The organism is Halorientalis brevis (genome assembly GCF_042678165.1).
GTDB lineage: Archaea > Halobacteriota > Halobacteria > Halobacteriales > Haloarculaceae > Halorientalis > Halorientalis brevis.
Window position 1 is genome coordinate 146,365 of the sequence record NZ_JBHUDJ010000003.1, and the last position, 24,454, is coordinate 170,818.

At 66.6% G+C, this 24,454-nt stretch carries 23 protein-coding genes; 14 read left to right on the top strand and 9 right to left on the bottom strand.

Annotation, left to right across the window (positions count from 1 at the left end):
* On the bottom strand, positions 1-1,284 hold a 1,284-nt coding region (locus ACFR9U_RS07825; protein ID WP_379814094.1), incomplete at its 3' end, for a DUF5059 domain-containing protein.
* A gap of 150 nt (positions 1,285-1,434) precedes the next feature.
* Between ACFR9U_RS07825 and ACFR9U_RS07830 the strand changes: the two genes are divergently transcribed.
* On the top strand, positions 1,435-1,953 hold the full coding sequence (locus ACFR9U_RS07830; protein WP_247375807.1) for a CinA family protein: 519 nt from the start codon (positions 1,435-1,437) through the stop codon (positions 1,951-1,953).
* 5 nt (positions 1,954-1,958) lie between these two features.
* Here the strand turns inward: ACFR9U_RS07830 and ACFR9U_RS07835 are convergent, their stop codons facing one another.
* Entirely contained in the window at positions 1,959-2,726 is a 768-nt protein-coding gene (locus ACFR9U_RS07835; protein WP_247375805.1) for an SAM hydrolase/SAM-dependent halogenase family protein, read from the bottom strand.
* A complete protein-coding gene (locus ACFR9U_RS07840; RefSeq protein ID WP_247375803.1) occupies positions 2,723-3,244 on the bottom strand; it encodes a nicotinamide-nucleotide adenylyltransferase in 522 nt (173 codons plus the stop codon). Before ACFR9U_RS07840 ends, ACFR9U_RS07835 begins: the two co-directional genes overlap by 4 nt.
* Positions 3,245-3,407: 163 nt before the next feature.
* Between ACFR9U_RS07840 and lonB the strand changes: the two genes are divergently transcribed.
* The 4 genes from lonB to ACFR9U_RS07860 all read left to right on the top strand — a co-directional run bounded on the left by lonB (position 3,408) and on the right by ACFR9U_RS07860 (position 7,916).
* A complete protein-coding gene (gene lonB / locus ACFR9U_RS07845; RefSeq protein ID WP_247375801.1) occupies positions 3,408-5,516 on the top strand; it encodes an ATP-dependent protease LonB in 2,109 nt (702 codons plus the stop codon).
* Between the two features lie 3 nt (positions 5,517-5,519).
* On the top strand, positions 5,520-6,452 hold the full coding sequence (locus ACFR9U_RS07850; protein WP_247375799.1) for a CPBP family intramembrane glutamic endopeptidase: 933 nt from the start codon (positions 5,520-5,522) through the stop codon (positions 6,450-6,452).
* Between the two features lie 186 nt (positions 6,453-6,638).
* Positions 6,639-7,298: an HAD family hydrolase gene (locus tag ACFR9U_RS07855; protein WP_247375797.1), complete on the top strand. Its 660-nt coding sequence runs from the start codon at positions 6,639-6,641 to the stop codon at positions 7,296-7,298.
* A gap of 213 nt (positions 7,299-7,511) precedes the next feature.
* The gene (locus tag ACFR9U_RS07860; protein WP_247375795.1) at positions 7,512-7,916 is read left to right on the top strand and encodes a hypothetical protein; all 405 of its coding nucleotides are present in this window, start codon (positions 7,512-7,514) and stop codon (positions 7,914-7,916) included.
* Positions 7,917-7,925: 9 nt separating this feature from the next.
* Here ACFR9U_RS07860 and ACFR9U_RS07865 read toward each other — a convergent pair whose 3' ends face one another.
* Genes ACFR9U_RS07865 through ACFR9U_RS07875 form a run of 3 tightly spaced genes read right to left on the bottom strand, consistent with a single transcriptional unit; the run spans position 7,926 to position 9,405 of the window.
* Positions 7,926-8,150 carry a hypothetical protein gene (locus ACFR9U_RS07865; protein WP_247375793.1) on the bottom strand — a complete coding sequence of 75 codons (225 nt, stop codon included), beginning with the start codon at positions 8,148-8,150 and terminating at the stop codon, positions 7,926-7,928.
* A 41-nt stretch (positions 8,151-8,191) separates the two neighbouring features.
* The gene (locus tag ACFR9U_RS07870) at positions 8,192-8,653 is read right to left on the bottom strand and encodes an MGMT family protein (RefSeq protein ID WP_247375791.1); all 462 of its coding nucleotides are present in this window, start codon (positions 8,651-8,653) and stop codon (positions 8,192-8,194) included.
* Positions 8,654-8,694: 41 nt separating this feature from the next.
* Positions 8,695-9,405: a hypothetical protein gene (locus tag ACFR9U_RS07875; RefSeq protein ID WP_247375789.1), complete on the bottom strand. Its 711-nt coding sequence runs from the start codon at positions 9,403-9,405 to the stop codon at positions 8,695-8,697.
* 217 nt (positions 9,406-9,622) lie between these two features.
* Here ACFR9U_RS07875 and trpC point away from each other — a divergent pair, with 217 nt between their 5' ends.
* From trpC to trpA, 3 genes are read left to right on the top strand one after another with little or no spacing between them, the layout of a single operon-like run.
* Complete coding sequence (gene trpC, locus ACFR9U_RS07880) at positions 9,623-10,399, top strand: indole-3-glycerol phosphate synthase (RefSeq protein WP_247375787.1); 777 nt, start codon at positions 9,623-9,625, stop codon at positions 10,397-10,399.
* The gene (trpB, locus tag ACFR9U_RS07885) at positions 10,396-11,694 is read left to right on the top strand and encodes a tryptophan synthase subunit beta (RefSeq protein WP_247375785.1); all 1,299 of its coding nucleotides are present in this window, start codon (positions 10,396-10,398) and stop codon (positions 11,692-11,694) included. The genes trpC and trpB overlap by 4 nt, the downstream gene beginning before the upstream one ends.
* Complete coding sequence (gene trpA / locus ACFR9U_RS07890) at positions 11,695-12,540, top strand: tryptophan synthase subunit alpha (protein WP_247375783.1); 846 nt, start codon at positions 11,695-11,697, stop codon at positions 12,538-12,540. It begins immediately after the preceding gene.
* 6 nt (positions 12,541-12,546) lie between these two features.
* Here the strand turns inward: trpA and ACFR9U_RS07895 are convergent, their stop codons facing one another.
* Positions 12,547-13,611: a glycosyltransferase family 2 protein gene (locus ACFR9U_RS07895; protein ID WP_247375781.1), complete on the bottom strand. Its 1,065-nt coding sequence runs from the start codon at positions 13,609-13,611 to the stop codon at positions 12,547-12,549.
* A gap of 123 nt (positions 13,612-13,734) precedes the next feature.
* On the opposite strand from ACFR9U_RS07895, the gene ACFR9U_RS07900 reads away from it, so the two are divergent.
* Both ACFR9U_RS07900 and ACFR9U_RS07905 read left to right on the top strand, forming a co-directional pair.
* Positions 13,735-14,586, top strand: coding sequence for a polysaccharide deacetylase family protein (locus ACFR9U_RS07900; protein ID WP_247375780.1), 852 nt, complete (start codon positions 13,735-13,737; stop codon positions 14,584-14,586).
* Positions 14,587-14,609: 23 nt separating this feature from the next.
* Positions 14,610-16,154 carry an alkaline phosphatase family protein gene (locus ACFR9U_RS07905; RefSeq protein WP_247375778.1) on the top strand — a complete coding sequence of 515 codons (1,545 nt, stop codon included), beginning with the start codon at positions 14,610-14,612 and terminating at the stop codon, positions 16,152-16,154.
* 4 nt (positions 16,155-16,158) lie between these two features.
* Here ACFR9U_RS07905 and ACFR9U_RS07910 read toward each other — a convergent pair whose 3' ends face one another.
* The gene (locus ACFR9U_RS07910; protein ID WP_247375776.1) at positions 16,159-17,184 is read right to left on the bottom strand and encodes a lysylphosphatidylglycerol synthase transmembrane domain-containing protein; all 1,026 of its coding nucleotides are present in this window, start codon (positions 17,182-17,184) and stop codon (positions 16,159-16,161) included.
* A gap of 128 nt (positions 17,185-17,312) precedes the next feature.
* On the opposite strand from ACFR9U_RS07910, the gene ACFR9U_RS07915 reads away from it, so the two are divergent.
* Both ACFR9U_RS07915 and ACFR9U_RS07920 read left to right on the top strand, forming a co-directional pair.
* The gene (locus ACFR9U_RS07915; protein ID WP_379814102.1) at positions 17,313-18,464 is read left to right on the top strand and encodes a sulfatase-like hydrolase/transferase; all 1,152 of its coding nucleotides are present in this window, start codon (positions 17,313-17,315) and stop codon (positions 18,462-18,464) included.
* Positions 18,464-19,693 (top strand): sulfatase family protein, encoded by a 1,230-nt coding sequence (locus tag ACFR9U_RS07920; protein WP_247375772.1) that lies wholly within the window; start codon positions 18,464-18,466, stop codon positions 19,691-19,693. The genes ACFR9U_RS07915 and ACFR9U_RS07920 overlap by 1 nt, the downstream gene beginning before the upstream one ends.
* Here the strand turns inward: ACFR9U_RS07920 and ACFR9U_RS07925 are convergent, their stop codons facing one another.
* Complete coding sequence (locus ACFR9U_RS07925) at positions 19,694-21,502, bottom strand: ArnT family glycosyltransferase (protein ID WP_247375771.1); 1,809 nt, start codon at positions 21,500-21,502, stop codon at positions 19,694-19,696.
* Positions 21,503-21,629: 127 nt separating this feature from the next.
* On the opposite strand from ACFR9U_RS07925, the gene ACFR9U_RS07930 reads away from it, so the two are divergent.
* Both ACFR9U_RS07930 and ACFR9U_RS07935 read left to right on the top strand, forming a co-directional pair.
* On the top strand, positions 21,630-22,433 hold the full coding sequence (locus tag ACFR9U_RS07930) for a 2-amino-3,7-dideoxy-D-threo-hept-6-ulosonate synthase (protein WP_247375769.1): 804 nt from the start codon (positions 21,630-21,632) through the stop codon (positions 22,431-22,433).
* A gap of 207 nt (positions 22,434-22,640) precedes the next feature.
* Positions 22,641-23,648, top strand: a complete 1,008-nt coding sequence (locus tag ACFR9U_RS07935) for a DHH family phosphoesterase (protein WP_247375767.1) — start codon at positions 22,641-22,643, stop codon at positions 23,646-23,648.
* Positions 23,649-24,454 lie beyond the last annotated feature (806 nt).

Consider the following 24,454-nt stretch of genomic DNA (forward strand, 5'->3'; position numbering starts at 1 on the left):
AACGCCGGCGGCGGCATCGGTGGCCCCGAGCCGGTAGAGTTCCCGAGCGTCGCCGATGCGCGACCGGAAGAACGACGCCTGGAGGAGGGTCGCGCCGGTCGCGCCCGCGAGCGCCTCGATCCCGGTCACGAGGTTGTCGTCGACGGTCTCGATCGCCGAGTCGACGCCCGAGGCGTTGCCGTTGCCGACGGCCGTCGACGTGGAGCTCAGACCGCTCTCGAACCCTTCGTAGGCCTCGGCGTTCGCCTCTTCGAGCGCTTCGTGGTAGCCCCGCTCGTCCGTCTCGAAGTGCTCGAAGACGTCGTCGACCATCGTCTGCGCAGTGTCGGCCGCGCCGCGCGCGGCGAGCCAGTGGGCGTCGTAGACTCGCGTCCGGTAGCTGTTGAGGACGGCCGCGTGCGCGTAGTTCGTCGACGGACCGCCGAGCGACGCGAGCGCCGCGGCGTCCCAGCCCTGTGCCTGGTAGGCAGCCAGGTGGCCGGCGCTCGCCAGTTTCTCGTTCGCGATGGCCGCCGCGCCGGACACGGTCGCGTTGACAGCGGCGTCGCTCGCACTCCGGACGCCGGCCAGATCGCCGTTCTGGGCCGCGCTCCGTGCCGCCGCCATCGCCTCTTCGAGGTTCCCGTAGGCCTCGTGATCGGCCGCTTCGATCGCGTCGTGCTCGGGGACGTCGTGCCACCACGCCGTGATTTCGCCTGCAACCGTGGCTGCTGCCTCGGACTCCCCGGCAGCCGCCAGCAGTTCGACGTTGTTCACGGCAGCGCCGAAGCGGAGGACGCCGAGCGCGTTCGCACCGGACTCGCCGACGGCGGCGATCTGCGCTTCCCGGAGGTGCTGGTGAGCGCTGCGCCACCCCTCGGCGGCACCCTCCGCGTCGCCCTCGGAGAGCGACTCCTGCAGGTCGACGATAGCGGTCTCGAAGCCCTCGTAGTTGGCAGTGCTCGTGTGCTCGAGATATTCGTGAGCGCCGTACTCGCCGCTGGCGTTCTCGAAGCGCTCGAACGTGCGGCCGGCGACGCTCGCTCCCTCGCCGCCCAGTCCTGCCAGACCGAGCGCGTACGCGTCGTCCAGGCGACTCCGCATCGCGGTCCACTCGGCCGCGACTGCCGCATCGACGGAGACGGACGCGCTCTCGGACGAATCGTCGTCGGTCGTCGTCCCCGAGGGGGTGTCGGTCCCCGGCGACGTACTCTCGTTCCCAGTCGTGCTGTTACACCCCGCGAGTCCCACCGCGGCGGCCGCGAGACCCGCCGAGCGGAGGAGTTGACGTCGATTTGGTCGCATCAGGTTTTAGGCTCGCCTAAAAATACAAAAACCCGTCGATTTTTGGGTGGCCTAAAACTCGACCTCTATGAAACGGGTGCAGAAACGTGTATATCTCTGCTGGTTCACTGCGACCGTCGCTTTGATTGTCGAGACGCGCGCACGGGAGGTATGCGCGAGTTCGCTTCGAGTCCACCGATCGAAGAGCAGGTCGGGGACCCGCTCCGGAAGACGGACGCGACGGTCGCCGTCGCCGAGTCCTGTACCGGCGGTCTCATCGGGTCGCTGCTGACCGACGTGCCAGGATCGTCCGACTACTTCGACCGCTCGCTGACGACGTACTCGTACGACGCCAAACTGCAACTACTGGCAGTGAACCGTGAAGTCCTCGACGAGGATGGCGCCGTCTCGGCACCGGTCGCCCGGCAGATGGCTCGGGGCGTCAGGGATTCCGCAGGCACGACCTGGGGCGTCTCGACGACCGGCATCGCGGGGCCGGAGGGCGGAACCGAGGCGAAACCGGTCGGGACGGTGTTCATCGGCGTGTCCTTCGCCGGCGAGTGGGGCACCCAGTCCTCGACGACGTCGGTCGAACGCTACGAGTTCGACGGCACTCGGACCGAGATCAAAGAACAGATCGCACGCCAGGCGCTCGAAGACCTGCTCGCTGCGGTCGAAGAGCAGGCCTGACCCCGTTACGTATCCGGCGACAGCACGACTTCGTCTCCGGCGGCGAGGCCGAACGCTTCGTCCCCACGGCCCTGGTTGACGGCAAGTTCGACGTTGCCGTGACTGCCCACGGTGGCCAGACGGTCGCCCGGGTCGACGGCCGCGTACGTCCGACGTGCCGGGACCGACTCGTCGTTTACCGTGACCCGAGTGCCGAAGTGGTCGGTCAGGGCGTTCCCGGGGACGTTCGTGATCGCGTTGCCGAAGCCGTCGACGACCAACACCTCGCCGCTCGCCGCGTCCGCGGTGACGCTGGGGGCCGGGAACGCGAGGTCGACGACCTCGTCGGTCGCTTCGAAGCCGTCCAGGCCGTCGAACGATTCGACGCCCGCCTCGTGGACCGTCGCGGCCGCGGGCGCGAAGACGTCCCGTCCGTGGAACGTCGCACTCGCGGGGTCATCTACCGCGATAGTGAACGCCTCGAACGATTCGTCCGGGCCCAGTTCTCGGGCGACCGGGACCAGGACGCCGTTGTCGGGGCCGACGAGAGCGTGGTCGCCGCTCCGAACCACGAGGGCGTCGCGGTCCGTGCCGACGCCGGGGTCGACGACGACGAGGTGGACGGCGGGCGGAAAGTGCGGGAGGACTTCCCGGAGCCAGAACGCGCTCGCTCGAACGTCCTGTCGGGGGAAATCGTGGGCAACGTCCACGAGGCGGGCGTCGCTCTCCTGGAGGATGACGCCTTTCATCGCGGCGGGATACGGCGTCCCGAAGTCGGAACTGAGCGTGATCATTCCGTGGGGGCGTCGTCGACGCTGTTGACGCGCTGGATGCGTTCGACGCCGTCGACCTCGTGGATGACGTCGACGACGGCGTCCGGAACGTACGGCTCCCAGGCGTCGCCGGCGATCATCCGTTCGCGAATCTCGCTGCCCTTGAGCTCCTCCCGGTTGAACATCTTCGACTGTCTGACCTCGACGCCGGCCTCCTCGAAGAGCTGGATGACGAGCGGGTTGTTCGAGTAGGCGACGTCGAACCGTGGGGACATGCTCTGGACGTGGCTCACCCAGACAGAGTTGCGGTTCAGGTCCTCGATGGGCACGACGTAGGACGTGAGATCGAGCGCCTCCAGCGCTTTCGTAATCATCATCACGCGCTCGCCGGCCGTGAACGGGTCGCGCGCAGTGTGTGAGTCGCCCGCGCTGCCGATCCCGACGACGACTTCGTCTACTTCTTCGGCGATCTGTTCGACGAGCGCGTGGTGGCCGCTGTGATACGGTTGGAAGCGGCCGATGTAGAACCCCCGAGTCATACTGGATAGTAAACGAGCAGTTTCATAAAGGCGACGAGTTGACACCGACCTGCCAGTCGATCGTCGGGCCGCTGTCTTGCGGTTCTCTGGCCACTTCTGGTCCCTGGAGGGGAGAAAGTATATCAGTCGACAGCCCTTCGGTTTTGGCAACAGCAACGGTTCTATGAGCAACGATACGGACACTGACGACGACCCCCAGGACGGGGTGAGTGACTCCACCGAGGACGTCGCCGACGACGTCGACGACCACGCCTCTGAGCTGGTCGACGACACTGGCGACGAGACAGACGAGGAGGCGGGCGTCCCCGCGGACGACCGTGGAACGCTCGACGATCTCGGTAGTGACGTCGAGATCGAGGCCGAGGTCAACGAGGAGGTCGCCGAAGAGGACCTCCTGGGCGGGCTCGAGGTCGAGTCCACCAAGGACATCAAGGTCCCCGACCGTCTGGTCGATCAGGTGATCGGCCAGGATCACGCCCGGGACATCGTCAAGAAGGCGGCAAAGCAGCGCCGCCACGTGATGATGATCGGTTCGCCCGGGACCGGGAAGTCCATGCTGGCCAAAGCGATGAGCCAGCTCCTCCCGAAAGAGGAGCTGCAAGACGTTCTCGTCTATCACAACCCCGACGACGGCAACGAGCCGAAAGTGCGGACGGTCCCCGCCGGCAAAGGTGACCAGATCGTCGACGCCCACAAGGAGGAAGCCCGCAAGCGCAACCAGATGCGCAGTTTCCTGATGTGGATCATCATCGCGATCGTCATCGGGTACGCCCTGTTGATCGTCCAGCAACCGCTGCTGGGCATCCTGGCGGCCGGCGTCATCTACCTCGCGTTCCGCTACGGTTCGCGGGGCAACGACGCGATGATCCCGAACCTGCTCGTCAACAACGCCGAGCAGAAGACCGCTCCGTTCGAGGACGCCACCGGCGCCCACGCCGGTGCGCTGCTGGGCGACGTTCGCCACGACCCGTTCCAGTCCGGTGGGATGGAGACGCCGAGCCACGACCGCGTCGAGCCCGGCGCGATCCACAAGGCCAACAAGGGCGTCCTGTTCGTCGACGAGATCAACACCCTGGACATCCGCTCACAGCAGAAGCTGATGACGGCCATCCAGGAAGGGAAGTTCTCCATCACGGGCCAGTCCGAGCGCTCCTCGGGCGCGATGGTCCAGACCGAACCCGTCCCCTGTGACTTCATCTTCATCGCGGCCGGGAACCTGGACGCGATGGAGAACATGCACCCCGCGCTCCGCTCCCGCATCAAGGGGTACGGGTACGAGGTGTACATGGACGACACCATCGAGGACGAACCCGAGATGCGCCGGAAGTACGCCCGGTTCGTCGCCCAGGAAGTCGAGAAAGACGGCCGCCTCCCGCACTTCACCGAGGAGGCCGTCGAAGAGGTCATCCTCGAAGCCCGGCGCCGCGCCGGCCGGAAGGGTCACCTCACCCTCAAACTGCGTGACCTGGGCGGGCTCGTCCGCGTCGCTGGCGACATCGCCCGCGCCGAGGACAAGCAGTTCACCGACCGCGAGGACGTGCTGCAGGCAAAGCGCCGCTCGCGCTCCATCGAGCAGCAACTCGCGGACAACTACATCGAGCGCCGGAAGGACTACGAACTCACCGTCGCCCAGGGCGACGTCGTGGGTCGAGTCAACGGCCTGGCGGTCATGGGCGAGGACTCCGGTATCGTCCTGCCCGTGATGGCCGAGGTCACGCCCTCTCAGGGGCCGGGCGAGGTCATCGCCACCGGCCAGCTGAAGGAGATGGCCCAGGAAGCAGTCCAGAACGTCTCCGCCATCATCAAGAAGTTCTCCGACGAGGACATCACCGAACGGGACGTGCACATCCAGTTCGTCCAGGCCGGTGAGGGCGGCGTCGACGGCGACTCCGCCTCCATCACCGTCGCGACGGCCGTCATCTCCGCGCTGGAGGACGTGCCCGTCGAACAGAACATCGCCATGACCGGTTCGCTGTCGGTCCGCGGCGACGTGCTGCCCGTCGGCGGTGTGACTCACAAGATCGAGGCGGCCGCGAAGGCCGGCCTCGACAAGGTCATCATCCCGAAGGCCAACGAGCAGGACGTCATGATCGAAGAGGAGTACGAGGAGATGATCGAGATCATCCCCGTCTCCCACATCAGCGAAGTGCTGGAGGTCTCCCTCTCGGGCGAACCGGAGAAGGACTCGCTGGTCGATCGCCTCAAGAACATCACCGGCTCGGCGCTGGAGCGCCAGGTCGGCGCGGGCAGCGGCAGCCCGAGCCCGCAGTAACCCGTGTCGGAGTGGACGACGTCCGCGCTTCGCGTCGCGGACGCGGGCTCGTCCGCCCCCGACTGGGCGACGTTCGTCGGCTTGACGGGCGTCGTTCTCACCCTTTTACTCGCGCTCGCTCGACTCTCCCAGTCTGCCGTCCGCGACGACGTCGACCCGCCGGGTCGACTGGCGTCGGTCGCCGACGAGGACTCGTTCGAGTGTCCCCTCGATACCGACGCCGAGTACACGCTCTCCGAGCCGGTGGTCACGGGCGACGCCGAGGGCCACCACGTCTCGGCCGGCGCTGACGGCGGGACGCAGGCCGCTCCCGTCGGCGCCGACGAGCGCAGTCTCTCGACGGGGGCGCTGCTGGTCAACGTCGCGTTCACCCAGGGACTGTTCGGTGGTCTTCTGCTCGCGGCGGCCTGGTACACGGAGATTCCGGCGTGGGCGTTCGGCATCACCGGCGAACAGATGAGTACTGGCCTGCCCGCGCTACTCGTCGGGACCGCCCTCGGCGTGGGGCTGTACGTCGCCAACGAACTCGGCGCGGCCAGCGCGGACGCCATGGGCGTCGAGTACGACGAGCGGCTCCGGAGCATGCTCGCGCCGGACACGGCGCTGGGCTGGCTGACGCTGTTCGGACTCGTCTTGCCGATCATCGCCGGGGTCGAGGAGTTCATCTTCCGGGCGGCGATCATCGGCGCGACGACGGCTGGCTTTGGCACCTCACCGTGGGTGCTGGCGGTCGTCTCCTCGCTCGCGTTCGCACTCGGGCATGGCGCTCAGGGCCGACTGGGAATCGTCGTCACCGGCGGCCTCGGATTCGTGCTCGCCGGGGCGTTCATCGTCACCGGGAGTTTCCTGGTCGTGTTCGTCGCTCACTACCTCGTGAACGCCCTGGAGTTCGCCGTCCACGAACTGCTGGGGATCGACTGGGCGAGGACGGACTGACCAGTCACGGTTCGGTCCGGTTGTTGCTCAGTAGCGATCGCCAATGTCGCACGATCGGTTTCCTCCCTGTCTGTCATCCGTGTTGAACGACGTGCGAGATCACAGGATGCGTGCAGCGTAGAATCCGTTTTTCGCTGAATATGTCCCGACTGAAAACCTTATTACACTGACCTCACAATCACAAATATGACTTATGATACCGTCGTTTTCGACAACGACGGTGTCCTCGTCGGTCGAACGCGCTTCGACGTCCTTCGGGAGGCTACTGAAGAGACGTTCGCGCAGTTCGGTGTGACCGATCCGGACCCCGACCACGTCGAGGATATGACCATTGGAGCAACGCCCAGCGAGGTCGCCACCGTCAGTGACGTCTACGATTTCGAACCGGAGCAGTTCTGGCGCACTCGTGATCGGACGGTGTCCGTGGCACAGCAGGAAGAAGCTCGCGCCGGCCGGAAAACCCCGTACGGGGATCTCGACTCGCTCGCCGACCTCGACGTCCCGATGGGGATCGTGAGTTCGAACCAGCAGGAGACGGTCGATTTCCTCCTGGATCACTTCGAGATCTCGGGTCTGTTCGACACTGCGTACGGTCGTGAGGCGACCATCGAAAGCCTCACCCTTCGAAAGCCGAATCCCCACTACCTCGAGCGTGCGCTGGCCGACCTCGATGCGGAGTCTGCACTGTACGTCGGCGACAACGAGTCTGACATCAGGGCTGCCGAGAACGCCGGTATCGACTCGGCATTCATTCGTCGTCCACACCGCAGCGACTGGGATCTCAATGTGTGGCCCACCTGGGACATCGACTCCCTCGACGACCTCCACGACATCTGTAGCGCCTGAGGACAGACGCAAAACCTCGTGTTCCTCGTTCTGGTTTTGCGACTAATGCGAACGAGCCTTCCGCCCGTGAGCAGAGAGTGGTTCCCGCAACGAGCGCCGAAGTCGCGAGTGAGGTTCACTCCAGTTTGCGACGCTCGTCTGGCGCAGTTCTCAGTCTCCGTTTTCAACGGTGAGTAACGAACGTCTTTAGCCCGCTGGCCGTCAGGCACGGATATGGACGTTCACGCTGCGGTCACGAGTCGGCGCACGCGAGTCGGGTTTCTGGTGCTCGCGCTGCTCGCGTACGCCGGACTCATGGGGTACGGGGCGATCGCTGGAAGCGCGGCCGCGTTCGCACTTGCGCAGGTCCTCGTCGGCGCGGTACTGCTCGTCGCCGTCGGGTTCGCCGTCGCCGTCACGGGGACGGGTACGGAACTGCTCAGAGTTGCGGCGGCGGGCTACCTGCTCGCCGGACTGGCGATCGGGTACAGCGGGCTCGCGGCGCTGCGCGTCGTGCCGTCGTTCGAACTGCTGGAGCCAGCGGGCGACGTGGCGCTGTTGATCGCGCTCGGGGCGTATCTCTACCAGCGGGAAGTCGCCGGCAGAGACAACTCGTCTCCGGAGCGATCGTCCGAGTGAACCGCGGCGTCAGTCGCCGAGCAGTCTTCTGAGGCCGTCGCAGAGTTCGTCGACCTGCGCTGGCGACAGGCTCGCTTCGATCGCGTCCGGTCGGTCGTCGGACGCGGCTTCGAGTTTCACTATCGGATCGCCCCCACGGTCGGCCCCAACGAGGACGAGCACGTCCGTCTCTGTGGGACCTGACTCGTCGGTCACTGCACCGCTCGCCTGTTCGACGACTTTCAGAGAGGGCATACGCCTAATTGACGAACGAGTAACAAATAGCCACGGGGTGGTCAGAGGCCTTCCACGGACCGGAGCTTCTGGGCGACGTCGGCCGGCGCGGCGCTCGGCCCGTCGCGAACGCGGTGGTCCGGGATGAGGAGCGGGGTCGGGTTCGCCTGGAGCGCCTCCCGGACGAGCCGTCGGTCTCCGTCGTCTTCGGGGTCGAGTCCGGCCGCCATCTGGGCGATCTTCTCGACGCCGATCTGTGACCCGTAGGGGATGCCGCGGACCGTCTCTAACACGTTCCGCTGGTCGGTCGGAACCGTCAGTGCGACCGTGATGTCGGTGAAGTCCTCTTCGACGCCCTCCAGGTAGGCGTCGATGCGGTCGAGGAGTTCGTGTTCCTCGTCGGCGTCTCCGTCGGGCGCGTCCGGAAAGGAGACGGAGATGACGCGACCCTGGGCGATGCCGAGTTGGACGTAGCGGTCGAGAAAGGGGACCTCGCGCGCGTAGATGCCGGCGGTGTCGTCCATACCGATGAGTCCGTCGATGCGGCCTTTATGGTTTCGGCGGGTTACAGTCGAACGGCCGTCGTACCGCTCAGCGATTCCGGAACGACGAGCTGGACCGTCGAAGCCGTCCCGGACGCAGTCGTGATGCGAATCGACGCCGTCTCTCCTTCCGCGAGCCCGCCCTTGCCCTCGCGAATGGTCGCGGGTGCGCGTCCCGACGTGTCGTACGCGCCAGCGATCTGGTTGCCGTCAGCCGGCTCCGCAGCGCCGATGTCGATCACGATCATGACCCGGTCGTCGCTACTGGTTATCGTCGGCGTCGCCTCGCCGGAGAGCGAGTCGTCTTCGTCCGTGAGCGCCTCGTGTGCGAACGCGCCGTCGGCGCGCTCGTCGTAGACTGCTTCGTGAACGACGTCGTAGGCGCCGGTGTCGTCGACCCACTGAAACGTCATGCCGGTCAGGTCGATGTCTTCGGCACCCGGTGCCTTCGTTGCGATCAGCATCACGCCGCCGACTTCCCTTGCGCCGTCCGCGGCCGTCTTCACCCCCCTGGCCTGGAGCACCTGCAGTTGCTTCATCACTCGTTCGCCCCGCTGTTCGCCGACGCTCTCGTGGTCCTCGTTCTCGTCACTCTCCGTTTCGTCGTCGGTGTCCGTTTCCTCCTCTACGACGTCCTCGTCGTCCTCTCGGCCGAGTGTGAGCGCGTTGCATCCTGCGATCCCCAGTGTCGTCGCTGCCAGTGCCGTCCGGAGTACGGTGCGCCGACGTGCCATGTCTGGGAAGTATCAGTTAGAAATATATTACTGTCGGTGTGACCGAACTGCAGAACTCCCGTGGGTGACCGACCCGCACCAGCCGGCGGCTTCGGGAACGGTCAGCGTCGTCTCCTTGTCGGTCGGTGAGACAGATCGGTCCCGGTGGTGGCTCTTCCTGTCGGCTCGGCCGCGTGACGCAAGTCTTATGTGCAAATCAGTCAGTTAATGTACATCAATGGACGCTAGTGAGGAAGTCGCACCAGCGGTACAGTCGATTCTGTCGGCTGCGCGGGAGCGCGGTGGCGGCGACGAGCGCGTCGCAGTCGACGCGGAGTCGCTGCCTGCGGCGTTCGCAGACGCCGAAGCCGACGGTCGCGTGCCGGTCATCGCGGAAGTCAAACCGACGAGTCCGACGACCGAGGGCGAACGGACCGACGACCCGGTCGCGCTCGCCGAACAGATGGTCGAGGGCGGCGCGGCGGCGCTGTCCGTGCTGACCGAACCCGAGCACTTCGGTGGTTCGCCGGAGAACCTGACGAAGATCCGAGAAGCCGTGGACGTGCCCGTGCTCCGGAAGGACTTCGTCCTGCGCGAGGAACAGCTCGACACCGTCGAAGCGGACGTCGTCCTGCTGATCGCGCGCTTCGTCGGCGACGACCTGGCGGACCTGCTCGCCGCTGCACGCGACCGCGGCTTTCAGGTGCTCGTCGAGGTTCACGACCGCGACGAACTGACCCGCGCGCTCGACGCCGGCGCGGCCGTCGTCGGCGTGAACAACCGCGACCTCACGAAACTGGAGGTCGATCTCGCGACGTTCGAGGAGGTCGCGCCCGCGGTGCCCGAGGACGTGACGCTGATCGCCGAGAGCGGCATCTCGACGCCCGACGACGTGGTTCGCATGCGCGAGGCGGGCGCCGACGGCCTGCTCGTCGGGAGCGCGATCATGGACGGGTCAGTGCGAGAGAATACGGAAAGCCTGACACGCGCGGGGTCCCAGGTGGAAGACACATGAGTGACGCGCACGCGGGGAAGTTCGGGCGGTACGGCGGTCAGTACGTGCCCGAGGCGTTGATGCCGGCGATCGAGGAGCTGACAGACGCCTACGAGCGATACGTGCTGGAAAACGAGGACGGCTTCATGAACGAGTTCCAGGACCGTCTTCGGGACTTCGGTGGTCGAACCACGCCGCTGCAGTACGCCGAGCAACTCTCGGATCGGTACGACACCGACGTGTACCTCAAGCGCGAGGACCTGGTTCACGGCGGCGCACACAAGCTGAACAACGCGCTCGGGCAGGTGCTGCTCGCGAAGTACATGGGCAAAGAGCGCATCATCGCTGAGACCGGGGCCGGCCAGCACGGCACCGCGACGGCGATGGCGGCCGCCCACCTCGACATGCCCTGCGAGATCTACATGGGCAAGACCGACATCAACCGGCAGCGGCCCAACGTGTTCCGGATGCGCCTCAACGGCGCGGAGGTCAATCCCGTCACCGTCGGCCGCGGCACGCTCAAAGAGGCCATCAGCGAGACGATGCGCGACTGGGCGACGACCGTCGAGGACACCCACTACGTCATCGGTTCCGTCGTCGGCCCTGACCCGTTCCCCCGGATGGTCCGTGACTTCCAGTCGGTGATTTCCGAGGAGGCCCGTCAGCAGATACAGGACCGGGCTGGCCGACTGCCGGATTCGGTCGTCGCCTGCGCGGGCGGCGGCTCGAACACCATGGGCGCGTTCGCGAACTTCGTGGACGACGAGGAAACGGACCTCATCGCCGTCGAAGCTGGCGGTTCCTCGCTCTCGGTGGACGAGGAGCAAGGCGTCGCGCCAAACTCGGCGACGCTGTCGACCGGGAACGAGGGCGTCCTCCACGGTGCGCGGACGAAACTCCTGCAGGACTCGGACGGCCAGATCATGGAGTCTCACAGCGTCTCGGCGGGACTTGACTACGCCGGCGTCGGGCCGGAACTCGCCCACCTCGTCGACGAGGGCCGCGTCACGCCCGCGAACGTCGACGACGCCGCTGCACTGGAGGCGTTCCACCGCCTCTCCCAGGACGAGGGCATCATCCCGGCGCTGGAGACGGCCCACGCCTTCGGCTACCTCCACGAGCACCCCGACGAGGTCGGCGACGTGACCATCGTGAACGTCTCCGGCCGCGGCGACAAGGACCTCGAAACCGTCATCGAGGAGACCGAACAGCGCGATCTGGACGTGGACGTCGATATGTCGGTATTCGAGGGGGCGGCCCCTCGGGCCGCCGAAAAGTCGAGCGGCGATGAGCCGCGAGACGAGGGGGCGATGTAGATGGCCGAGAACGAGCAGCTTCAGGCGGTCTTCGAGCGGGACGAACCGGCCTTCATCCCCTATCTCGCGGCGGGCGACCCGAACTACGAGGCCTCCAAGGAGTACGTCGAGGCGCTGGCCCGCGGCGGCGCGGACGTCATCGAACTCGGCCTGCCCTTTTCCGAACCCATCGCGGAGGGGCCGACGATCCAGAACGCCATCGTTCGCGCGCTGGAGAGCGGGATGACGCCCGACCGCTTTTTCGAGTTCGTCGAGGACCTCGATGTGGGCGTCCCCCTCGTCTGTATGACCTACTACAACCTCATCTACCAGTACGGATCGGAGGAGGGACCGCGGCCGTTCGTCGAGAAGGCTGCCGAGGTCGGACTGACGGGGTTCGTCGTCCCCGATCTCCCGGCCGAAGAGTCCGGGCCACTGCGAGCGGCCTGTGACGAGTTCGGCCTGGACCTCGTCTTCATCGTCGCGCCGACGACTCGGGGCGACCGCCTCGAACGCATGCAGGAACAGGTGTCCGGGTACGTCTACGTGCAGGCACGCCTCGGCACGACGGGCGCGCGTGACGACGTGAGCGATCAGACCGACGAGAGCCTGGCGCGGATCGACGACTGGGACGTGCCCAAGGCCGTCGGCTTCGGGATCAAAGAAGGCGACCACGCGGCGCGGATCGTCCGGGCGGGGGCGGACGGCATCATCGTCGGCTCGGCACTCGTCGACATCGTCGCCGAGGGGACGGCGAACGACGAGCCCGTCGCGGACGTGGCCGACCGACTCGAAGCGAAGGCGCGGGAACTCAAAGACGGTGCGCTGCGCGGCGCCAGCGAGCCCGCAGAAGCTGACGGGGCCTGAGCCCGGTCACCGGATCCAGGTGACGAAGATCGTTCGCGCGAGGCCGATCGCGTACCCGAGCTGGGGTTTCTTCGTTTCGCCTTCCTGGCGCTGAGTGATCGTGACCGGAATTTCGAGGATCCGGAGCTGGTTCTTCCGGGCTTCGATGAGCATCTCGGGGGCGCTGAAGCGTTCTTCGACGAGGGTCATGTCGTCGAGCCGCGAGCCGCGGATCGCCCGGAACCCGTTGGTGCAGTCGGTGATGTCGGTATCGGCGATGAGGTTAATGAGCGCCGTGAACACGCGAATGCCGGCGCCACGGACGGCGCTGTTGTTCGACTGGTCGGTCCCGAGATACCGCGAGCCGACGACGTAGTCGGCCTCGCCGCCGATGATCGGCGAGACGAGGTCGTCGAGTTGGTCGATCGGGTGTTGACCGTCGGCGTCGATCGTCACGACGACGTCGGCGCCGTTCCGTCGGGCGATCTCGAAGCCGGTTTTCAGTGCGCCGCCCTGCCCCTGGTTGATCGGGTGCTCGACGACCGTTGCGCCGGCAGCCTCGGCTCGCTGCGCGGTCGCGTCGGCGGAGCCGTCGGACACGACGAGCGGCTCGATCGCGTGGTCGCAGACCGTCGCTGGGAGCGATTCGACGACGTCACCGACGTTCTCTGCTTCGTTGTACGCCGGAATGACGACGGTGATCGTCGGTTCGTTCGCGTCGGCTTCGGTCGGCGCCTGTTCGAGCGTGAGATTCCGGGTGAGTCTGGTGAGCGCCATCGCCTGATCGCGCGTTCGCCCGAGCGTATACAGGAACAGCGCGGCCAGGGCGACGTTCGCGATCAGCGCGATCACCAGCGGCCGACGCTCGATGTGGAGCACCGTGCCGAGGGCCGCGAACAGGTCCGGGACCACGGCGACGAGCAAGATCCCGATCGACAGCGCCGTCGCCAGTCCGAACTCGGTCTTCGAGAACCCCGTTCGATAGCGCTTGAAACCCCACAGGAACGTCAGCACCGACAGCGCCACGAGCACGCCCGTGAGCGTCGTGCTGTCGAGTCCCGTCGCCTGCAACGTCCACCCGGTGAGCTGCATTCAGGCCATCGGTTTCAAGACAACAACTATATGCGTTGTGCCTTCTCCCCAGTCACAACTACCGACTGTCTCGCCAGCCCGCGAACCGCACTCGCTGGGCGGTGACACTCCTCTGTAAGACACATGACCTCGCCACAGGCCGTCCTCTCCGTCGATTTCGAGTCGTTCGCCCAGACCCCGGCCTACCGGAACGCAGCGGGGTCCCACCCCGACAGCCAGGACCTCGGAAGTGACGTCGTCGGGCGACTGCTCGACCGGTTCGACGCTCACGACGCCGATACGACGTTTTTCGTCGTCGCAGACCTCGCGGAGCGCCACCCCGACCGGGTTCGGCGCGTCGCCGACGCCGGCCACGAGATCGCTTCCCACACGCAGACTCATCCCCACCTCACGGACCTCTCGGCGGGCGAGCGCCGCGAGGAACTCGAAACCTCGCGCAAAACGCTCGAAGAGGTCACCGGCGCGACGGTCTCGGGATTCCGTGCGCCGTCGTTCGACGTTCCCGACGGGCACTTCGCGGAACTCGCCGCCGCCGGCTACAGCTACGATTCCAGCGTCGTCTCCTGTCGGTCGATCCCTGGCTGGTACGGCGGCGAGTGGTCGGTCCACCGGCCCTGTCGGGCCAGCGACGTCGTCGCGGGTGCCCCGGACGCGATCGGCGAGCTACCGGTGGCCGTCATGCCGGGGCTGGGGCTGCCGCTGACCGGGACGTGGTTGCGGTTCTTCGGCGTCCACTACACGCTTTTGGGCATGCGACTGCTCGCGCGCCGAGGAATCACGCCCGTCCTCTACGTCCACCCCTGGGAGTTCTGTGACCTGCCAGCCATCGAGGGGGTGCCGCGACGGATCTATTTCCGGTCGGGCGAGTGGATGTGGCGGGCGCTCGACCGCCTGCTTTCGGCCGACTTCGCGTTCGTCACCGCGCAGTCGGTCGTCGAGGGGACCGCCGAGTCGCCGAAGTCGAAGGACTATTGAGACCCACGGCGAACCCTGGAGACGTGAGCCGAACGTTCGTCGTCGGGCTGGACGGAGCGAGCTGGCGGTTGCTCGATCCCTGGATCGAGGACGGCACGCTGCCGAACCTGGCCGAGCTCCGCGAGCGCGGGACGTGGGCCGAGAGTCAGAGCTGTCTCCCCCCGGTGACGTTTCCCAACTGGAAGTGTTACTCGTCGGGGAAGGACCCGGGCGGGTTCGGCGTCTTCTGGTTCGAGTCCGTCGACCTCGCCGAGGAACGGATCGACGTCGTCGACAGCAGCGACTTTCACACCGCCGAACTCTGGGACTACCTCGGCGACGAAGGACGGGACGTGGGGGTCGTCAACATGCCGACGATGTACCCGCCCCGGGAGATCGACGGGTTCGTCGTCTCCGGCGGCCCGGGGGCCGTGGAGGGCGAGTACCGCTCGCTCGATTCGGGCTACACCTGGCCGCCCGACCTGGAAGCGGAACTCGAAGACCGCTTCGACTACCGCGTCCACCCGGACCCGCTCCTCTCCTCGAACGACGAGCGCGGCGCGGAAGTCGACGCCATCGTCGACCTGTTCGACACCAGGTTCGAGGCCGCGCTCTCGCTGTTCGAGGAGCGCGACCTGGACTTCGTCCACCTGACGCTGTTCTATCTCAACGTGTTGCACCACTTCTTCTGGGACGAGGAGCCGACCCGTCGCGGCTGGCAGTGCGTCGACAAGTGGCTCGGCCGCATTCAGGACCTAGAGGACACGAATCTCGTGCTCATGTCCGACCACGGGAGCGCCGCGACGACGACGGAATTCTACGTCAACGAGTGGCTGGCCGAGAACGGCTACCAGACCCGGGAGCGAACCGTCGAGGACTACCTCCGGCCGCTCGGCCTCACGCGCGAGAACGCCCTCGGGGTCGCCAAACGTCTCGGCGTCGTCGACCTCCTCGCCGAGACGATCCCCGAGCGCCTCCAGCAACTCGTTCCCCAGCAGGCCGGCCTCAAACGCGGACGGAAACTCGAAGCGCTCGACCTCGACCGGACGAAAGCCGTCGCGAGTTCGCAGGGACCGATCTACCTCAATCCCGACTTCGATACCGACGCAGTCCGGGAGGAACTGATCGCCGACCTCGAGTCGGCGACCGACGAGCACGGGCCGGTCTTCACGGGTGTCCACCGCGGCGAGGACGTGTACGCCGGCCCGTTCGTCGATGAGGGTCCCGAGGTGGTCGTCGACCAGCGCCCGGGCGTCCACGTCAACGACGGCATCGGCGGCGGCGAGGTGACGACTGCGCCCGACCGCTGGGCCGCCGAGAACACCCGGAGCGGGATGTTCCTGGCCACCGGCCCCGACTTCGAGTCCCAGGGCGAGATCGATCGCATCTCGATCACCGACATCGCCCCGACGCTGCTGGCCGCCGCCGGGTGTGACGTGCCGACCGACATGCACGGCGACGTGCTGCCGATCCTCGCGGGCGACCGCGACTGGGAGGAGCGTGACCCGATCACCATCGACGAGGCCGTCGGGCGGGAGACCGCCGACGCGGTGTCGGATCGCCTCCAGCAACTCGGCTACATGGAGTAATCCGTCACTCGTCAGTTAACAGCCCGGCGAGGTCGACTCTGGCGGCGGGGAGCCAGCCCAGCAGCGCGGGGAGATAGACCCCGAGCGACCGGTCGAGCAGAATGACCACCACTGCAGTTTCTTCCGGGACGCCGAGCGCGACGAACACGAGCGTCGCCGACACTTCGGTGATCCCCACGCCGCCAGGTGTGATGGGGAGGATCGTGACGCTGTAGGCCACCACCAGCGCGAACGGGACGACCCACAGCGGCGCGACCGTCCCACCGACGGCAGTGAGCAACAGGATCGTTCGGAGTCCGGGAACGACGACTATCGTTCCGGACCACGCGATTGCGTACGGGACGACGGCGGAGGGGCGACCGGTCACGGCCCGAAAGAGGCTCGCCGACTCCGTCGTGAACGACGGCGCTGCGGAGAGGAGGCCAGCGATGCGGTCACCGACGACCGGCAGTCGGCCTATCACCGACTCCAGCCGGCCGATGGGACCCGTCGTCCGTTCGAGGTTCCGGCCGGTGAGGAGGATCAGGGTGCCCGCGACGAGATAGACCGCGATGGACGGGACCAGGACGACCAGCAGGGCGTGTGGGAGAGCACCCGCGATCAGTGCGAGGCCCGCGGCCGCGACCGTCCCGTAGAGGAATCCATACAGACCGGTATTGAGGCCGGCGATCGTGGCGGCTTCCGTCCACGAGAGCGACGTGTAGTAGCGCAACACTACCGGCGCGACTGAGTGCCCAGCTGCCTTCGAAGGTATGACGTGATTGATGAACTTGATGACGAGGTCGACGCGCGCGACGGTTCCGAACGACGTGTGCCAGCGCTCGCGGAGCAGCGCGTACCACATGCCGAACCGGGACGCGAACTCCGCGGCGGTCAGGCCGCCGATGGCCGCGAGAACGAGCGGGTCGAGCGAGAGCAGGGCTCGCCCGGCGCTCCGGAGATCGAATTCGTGAGCGAGCCACGCCAGCGCGCCCAGGGCGAGGAGGTACTGTCCGATCCGAACGGCGGTCGCTCGTTTTCCGTCGGCCATTCAGGCTGTCCCTCGCATCGGTTCGGTGGCGGCTTTGGTAAGCGAATCGGTAAGACTATCGGAATCCGGGCGGCGTCGGTATCGAAGTTATTGTATGTGAGTACGCGAAACCGCCGTCCAAGACCTGTATGCGGGACATCGTTCTCGTCACTGCCGACTCGGTTCGGCGCGACTTCGTCGACGCGATGCCGTTCGTCAGCGACCACGACGTGTTGACCGGCGTGGCGGCTGGCCACTACACGCGGCCGAGCCTGGCGACCCTCCAGTCCTCGCGACTCCGTGCGTCCGTCGAGTCGAAAGCCCTCCGACCGACGCTCGCGGACGTGCTCGCGGACGCCGGCTATACGACGATCGGGCTCGTGCCGACCGCCCAGGCCGATCCCACGTTCGACTTCGACGCCGGCTTCGACCACTACGACAACTACATGACCGGCGGCGGGGACAACCCGGCCCGGAACCGGCGCAGCCGCTTCCGCGAGTATCTCGGCTCCTTCGACATCGTCAGGCAGGTGTACCGCCGCCTGTATCCGATGGAGGCGAACATGGCGGACCTGCCCGACGACGGCACCGTCGTCGACGAGGCGATCGAGCGGTTCAACGCCGCCGAGTCGCCGCGATTCCTGTGGATCCACCAGATGGGAAGCCACCGTCCGTACGGCACCGGCGACGAGGCCATTCCCAAGCCGCTCGACCGGAAAGCCGAGGCCGCAGGCGGGCGTCACTGGTTCGGTTCTTCGGAGGTCACCGAGCGCGAGCGCGAGCGCATCACGGACGCGTATCGCGTCGCGCTCGGCCGCGTCGACGACCGGACGCGACGCTTGCTCGCCGAGATCGACGCCGACGACCCGGTCTTCGCCTTCACCGCCGACCACGGCGAGGAGTTCGGCGAGGACGGCTACTACTACCACCAGGGGTACCGCCGCCGGGTCGCCGACACGCTCGTTCGCGTCCCGGTCGTTCTGCGCGGCGTCGAACCGGTCGGCGACCGCTGTAGCCTGCTGGACCTCGCGCCCACGCTCGCGGGCGCGGTCGACGTCGACGCGCCCGAGGAGTGGCAGGGCAACGACCTCCGGACGACGACGACTGACGAAGCGCTCACCGTCGCACCGTGGCACGACACCGCGACCGTCGCCTGGCAGGACTTCGAGCGCAAGCTCGTTGCCCGCGACGCCGACGTGACCATGACCGAGGGCGATCAGTCCGCGTCCGTCGAGAGCGCGGACGTCTCCGACGACGTGCAGAAACAGCTCCGAGACCTCGGCTACACGGACGCAGGATGATGGGACCGAACCTCCTGTTCGTCTGCGTCGACTGCCTGCGCGAGGATTTCGTGGGGTCCGAGCACGCCGACACGCCGTTTCTCGACGGTCTCGTCGACGACGGGATCGCGTACACGGACATGTACGCGACCGCGACGACGACCACGCCCTGCGTGGCGAGCCTCATGACCGGGCGCTACTCCGAGCACAACGGCGTGTACTCGCTCGAAGAGGCCAAACTCGACGAGTCGGTGCCCACGCTGGCCGAACACCTCTCGGCGGCTGGCTACGAGACGACGGCGCTCGTCACCGGCCCGCTCGTCGCCGACACGGATCTCGACCGCGGGTTCGACACCTACGCGTACCGGGACCGCCGCGAGGAACTCGTCGGCGACTGGTTCGACGACGCCGTGGCGCACCTCGACGGCCTCGACGACCCGTTCTTCTGTTACCTCCACCTCTGGGAGATTCACGACCCGGTGCGCGTTCCCGACGAATACGACGACCCGGAATACGGGCAGTATCCGTACGCCCGCACGCTCTCGGCGCTGGATCGGTCCCTCGAACGCCTCTGTGATCGGCTGCCCGAGGACACGATCGTGGCGCTCCACGGCGACCACGGGGAAGCGATCGCCTACCGCGACAGCTCCCTCCATTGGGTTACGAAACTCTTCCGAACCGGACTGCGGTACGGCCTGGGCGTGGACACGCGACCGCTCGAACGCCGTCTCAAGCGTCGGTTCGACCGCGAGCCGCCGATCCCCGACCACTTCATGGAAGACGGACACGGTGAGAACGTCTTCGACTTCACGTCGAACGTCCCCTTCGTGCTCGCGGGTCCCGGCGTCGACGCCGCGACCGTCGACGCGCAGGTCAGACAGATCGACGTCATGCCGACGCTGCTGGACCTGCTGGACGTGGACCCCGAAGCGTCGGTCGACGGTGAGTCGCTCCTCCCGCCCGGGCGGGTCGAAGACCGGGACGCGTACGTCCGCGCCTGCGGGAAGTCGCTCCTGCGCGAGGCGAACTGGCAGCGAGCGATCCGACGTGGCGGATACAAGTACGTCGAGTATCCCAACCGCGAGTGGGACGACGAACTGTACGACCTGGACGCGGATCCGCTGGAACTCGATCCGATCGAGGACGACCGGATCGCGACCCGGCTCCGGGCACGACTGCCCGAGGAAGGCGAACGAGACGGCGAGAAGCTAGAGATCGACGGCCTGCTCAAAGACCTCGGCTACAAGTGATCACTCCGAGGTGCCGCTTGACGTGGACTTCTCACACGCGCCGCTCCGTTCGAGGACGATCGTGTACTGATCGACGCCCATGTCCTGTGGGTCGCCGTACTGGATGGTTCGAGGCTGCACGCCGACGCGCAGCAGTCGCCACCACGGGTCCCGCGGTGGCTTCCCGTCAAGGAACCGGGGGCGCCGACCGAATTTCCCGGCAGTTTCGTAGGGGTACTCGTCCTCATCGAGGAGGTCGCGCACGTACTCTTTGCCGGTCGGGTCCGAGAGGGACCCGGCGCGCATGCCGTAGCTCTCGGGTGCGAGGAACAGCAGCGAGCGGTGATAGTTGAGCACGACGTAGTCGGGACACCTGGAGGTGAGAGCGGGCAACTCCTCCGGGACGGGCGGCTTGACGACCGTGCGGTCGTGAGGCACTGCTGCGTCCTGCGGGTCCCTGGCGTAGGTTTCGATGGTTGCGTTCGGCGGCGCGTGGTTGTCCAGCCACTGGGTCGCCTGGTCACGGCCCTGCGCCGCGTAGCCTAGGTCGCCGCCGATCGCGTAGGCACCCGTCGAGACGAGCAGTAGACCGACGAGCACCGTCGCAACTCTCGGCCGGCGGTCCTGCAGGCGCCGACTCCCGACGGCGACCAGCAGCGCGAGCAACGGGAAGGTGAGCAGCAGGTGGTGCGTGCGGACGTACGCCCACCGGGAATACACGAGGAGCGTCACTCCCAGCGCGATCAGCGACAATCGGCTGAGATCGCCGACGCGGGAGGACTCGCGGGCCCAGGCGAGGCTCCCCAGTACGCCGCCGACCGACGCGACCGCGAAGGGGAGTCCGAGCCCGTTGAGATAGCCGCGGACGAGCCACCACCAGCTCGGCTGGACGAGCCAGCCGTGCGGGTCGCCTTTCGAGGCGACGCCGCGGCTGAGACGGCCCCCGATGTACTCGGGTGCGAAGACGAGCAGCTGGGGGTAGCTGAGACCGATGGTGACGGCGCCGATGGCGGCCCCCGTCACGAGAAACCGCGGCTGGACGAGCGTTTCGCGCCACGACGCGTCGGTCTGGCGGGCGTGCGATAGGTACGCCACGCCGAGCACCAGCGCGCTGACGCCCGCGTTGAACTTGAGCCCGGTCGCGAATCCCCCGAAGAGACAGCCCCAGAAGAACGTTCGGCGCGAACCGGTCTCGACGTACTCGACCGCGAGGTACACCGCGAGCAGGAAGAAAAACAGCGCTGGGACGTCCTCGCCGGCCTCGTGCGCCAGGACGAGCAGACCCCAGGTCAGGCTCAACAGGAGCGCCGCGAGGCGCCCGGTCGCGCGGTCGCGGACCGTCGTCCCGAGCCGGTAGATCACGTAGACGGAGCCGACGGCGAACAGGACGTTGACGACTCGTGCGGCCAGGACCGTCGCCGTCCAGACCCAGCCCGGAACGGCCTGCCAGTCGCCCCAGAGGTCGCCGATGGCGTAGTTGCCCATCTCGACGAGAACCGACGAGTCGCCGGTGCCGATCAGGAACGCGACGATCGGCACGAACACGAGGCCGTAGAGGTAGAACGTGCCGCCGTAGCTGCGCCAGTAGGTGACGCCGTCCCGTATCGACTCGATTCGGAAGTCTTCGAGCAGGAAGCCGACGGGCTGGATCGGGTCGAGGACCCGCCACCGCTCGTCGCGCGTCGCGAAGTTCGGGAGGCGGTGCCAGAGCCAGAAGCCCGCCAGCACCGCGGCGAACAGGAGGAGGTAACGGAGCTGGGGGTCGGCCCGCAGGTCGTCGAGCACCTGCGACTTCGCTCGATCGACGGGGGCCCAGAGCGATCGGAGCACGTAGGACAGTCCTGTGAGCGGTATGAAAAACGCTACGAGATGGGCGGACGTCTGGTCCGGCGCGGTCGCCGAACCCGGGCCGGGACCGGAACGCACATAACCGTTACTTGCTACAGGATTTCATACCATGAGTACCGGGAAAGCTGCACGCCTGGACCGGATCGGGACAGAGGGACGGTATCTCGTCGTCCCGATGGACCACGGCATCACACTGGGGGCTGTCAAGGGCCTCAAGGACATCGAATCGACGATCGACGCGATCACGCGGGGCGGCGCTGATTCTATTCTGACCCAGAAGGGCATCGCGGGTCGCGTTCACGGCAACAAAAACGACGCGGGGTACATCGTCCACCTCAACGGCTCGACGGCCATCGGCCCGGACGAGAACGACAAGCGCATGACTGGCACCGTCGAGGACGCCATCCGCGTCGGTGCCGACGCCGTCTCTTTCCACATCAACGTCGGCTCCACGTACGAACCCAAGCAGATCGAAGACCTCGCCGAGGTGACGACCGAGGCCGACCGCTACGGGATGCCCGTCCTGGCGATGGCCTACGCGCGCGGGCCGGACATCGACCCGGACGACCCCGACTACAACGAGGCTGCCGGTCACGCCGTCCGCCTGGCCGAGGAACTCGGTGCGGACGTCGTCAAGACCGGCTACACCGGCGACGCAGAGACCTTCCAGCACGTCGTCGAGTCGACGAGCCTGCCGGTCGTCATCGCCGGCGGTAGCAAAGGAACGGACCAGGAGACCCTGGAGATGGTCCGCGGCGCGATGGACGCGGGTGCGGCCGGCGTCTCGATGGGTCGCTCGATCTTCCAGCACGACGATCCCGAAGCGATCACCCAGGGCGTCGCAGCTGTCATCCACGACGACGCCTCCGCTGAGGAGGCTGCTCGTGAGGCCGGTCTCGCCGTCGAGGCCTGAGACTCCCGTCCTCCACGGACGGCCCTGCGGCCGTCTGACGGCCCTGCCTGGGCAGGGAAGGAGAACGTCGTAAGCGAGCGGTAGTTATCCTGCGAAGACGCTTTTACCGCTGAGACTGCCGTGTGATACCATGGCACTCTCGCCACCCGGGACGGCCGGGACGCGTGTCCAGGCGCAGACGAGTCGAGCGACCGGCGGCGTCCAGCGATGACGCGGCTCGAGGAGTTGACGGACATTCTCTCGGAGACGGACTCGCTGGGGATCGTCTGCCACGACAACCCGGACCCGGATTCGATCGCGAGCGCGCTCGCCCTGGAACTGCTCGCGTCGGCCTGGGACGTCTCCGAGGTCGAGATCGTCTACGGCGGCTCGATCACCCACCAACAGAACCGGGCGTTCGTCAACCTGCTCGACCTGGACCTGCAACATCTCGACGACGTCGATCTCGACGCCTTCGAGCGGATCGCCTTCGTCGATCATTCGGTGCCCGGCGTCAACAACAGCGTCCCCGTCGGGACGAGGGTCGACATCGTCATCGACCACCACGACTATCCGGACCCGCTCGATGCGGACTACGAGGACGTTCGCGTGAACTGCGGCGCGACGTCGTCGATCCTCGTCGGCTACCTCGAAGAGAGCAACGTGGAGATCTCGGACTCGGTGGCGTCGGCGCTCCTGTTCGCGCTCCATCGCGAGCGGCTGGACTACGTCCGCCATCCGACCATCGACGAGTACCAGGCGGCGCTGACGGTCTTCCAGCGGGCCGACGTGCCGCTCGTCGAGGAGATGTACGGCTCGTCGTTCACGCCAGCGATGCTCGACGCCATCGGGACGGCGATCCAGAGCCGCAACGTCCGCGGGTCGAGCCTCGTCGCGACGGTCGGGCGGACGGGCGAGAGCGGGGCCATCCCCCAGGCGGCCGATTACCTCCTCAATCTGGAAGGGATCACGACGGTGCTGGTGTTCGGTCTCGTTTCCGACACCGTTCGGTTGAGCGCGCGGTCGATCGACACCCGCGTCGACATCGCAGACTCGCTCAGGGAGGCGTTCCAGGACGTCGGCCAGGTCGGCGGCCACAACGACATGGCCGGCGGCCAGATCCCGCTCGGACTGTTCGGGGACCGCGGCGAGGACGAACCGGAACTCCTGCCGCTGGTCTCTCGGCGCGTCACGAGCCGGTTCTTCGACGCGATGCACCTCGACGACGGGGAGTAGCGCGCCGCCTGGAGTCGTTGATCGCCAGTTGTCGTATCGTCCGCTGCCTGTCGTCAACTCCGTGGAACTGGTGGTCCGCTGGCAGCCATTCTGAACCTACTCGCTTCAGTCTCGTTTTCGATCACCACTGACCAGGCTCGTCCCACTCCCGTACTTCGTTCCCAGGCACTACACAGTCGTTCTCTCAGTGTCTTTATTGGTACAGAACGCGGTAGGCGAGGATATGAAAGCCACTCAACAACTTTGTCCTGCCCTCCTTTTCGCTCTCATTATCTCTGTGAGTTTCGCAGGGTGCCTCCACACTCCCGAAACCAATTTGACAATCTCTGACAGTGACACAACGGCAAGTCCGGTAGCGGATTCGACGCCTCATATACCGAACGCGACGGGACGGGCGCCCGCTGCGGAAAAACAGTACATCGTCGAGCGGCTACAGAACGCCTCGTGTCTCGACAGCTGGGGTGCATGGGGAGGGACGTACTCTAAATCGGCGACGATCACCGGCGGCACCGCCGATGGCGTCTACGTGAACGTTTCCCACCCATATTGGTACGGATTTGAGGAGGATTCGGTCGATGGCGGGACGGACGCACGGTACTTCGTTACGAACGAACGCGTACGACGAGTCCACGGTGATACTGTCTCCGCCCCTTGTTGATCTCTCCCACGGGACAAACAATCTGGGTCAAAAAAGCGCGGTTCACGCGACTGGGTGGAGCGAGGGTAACTCGACGATAAAAATGGTGGCTGTACTGACCACCTGCATCCGCGCGAACGGAGCGGGATCGAGGTCCCGCAGGCAGTCG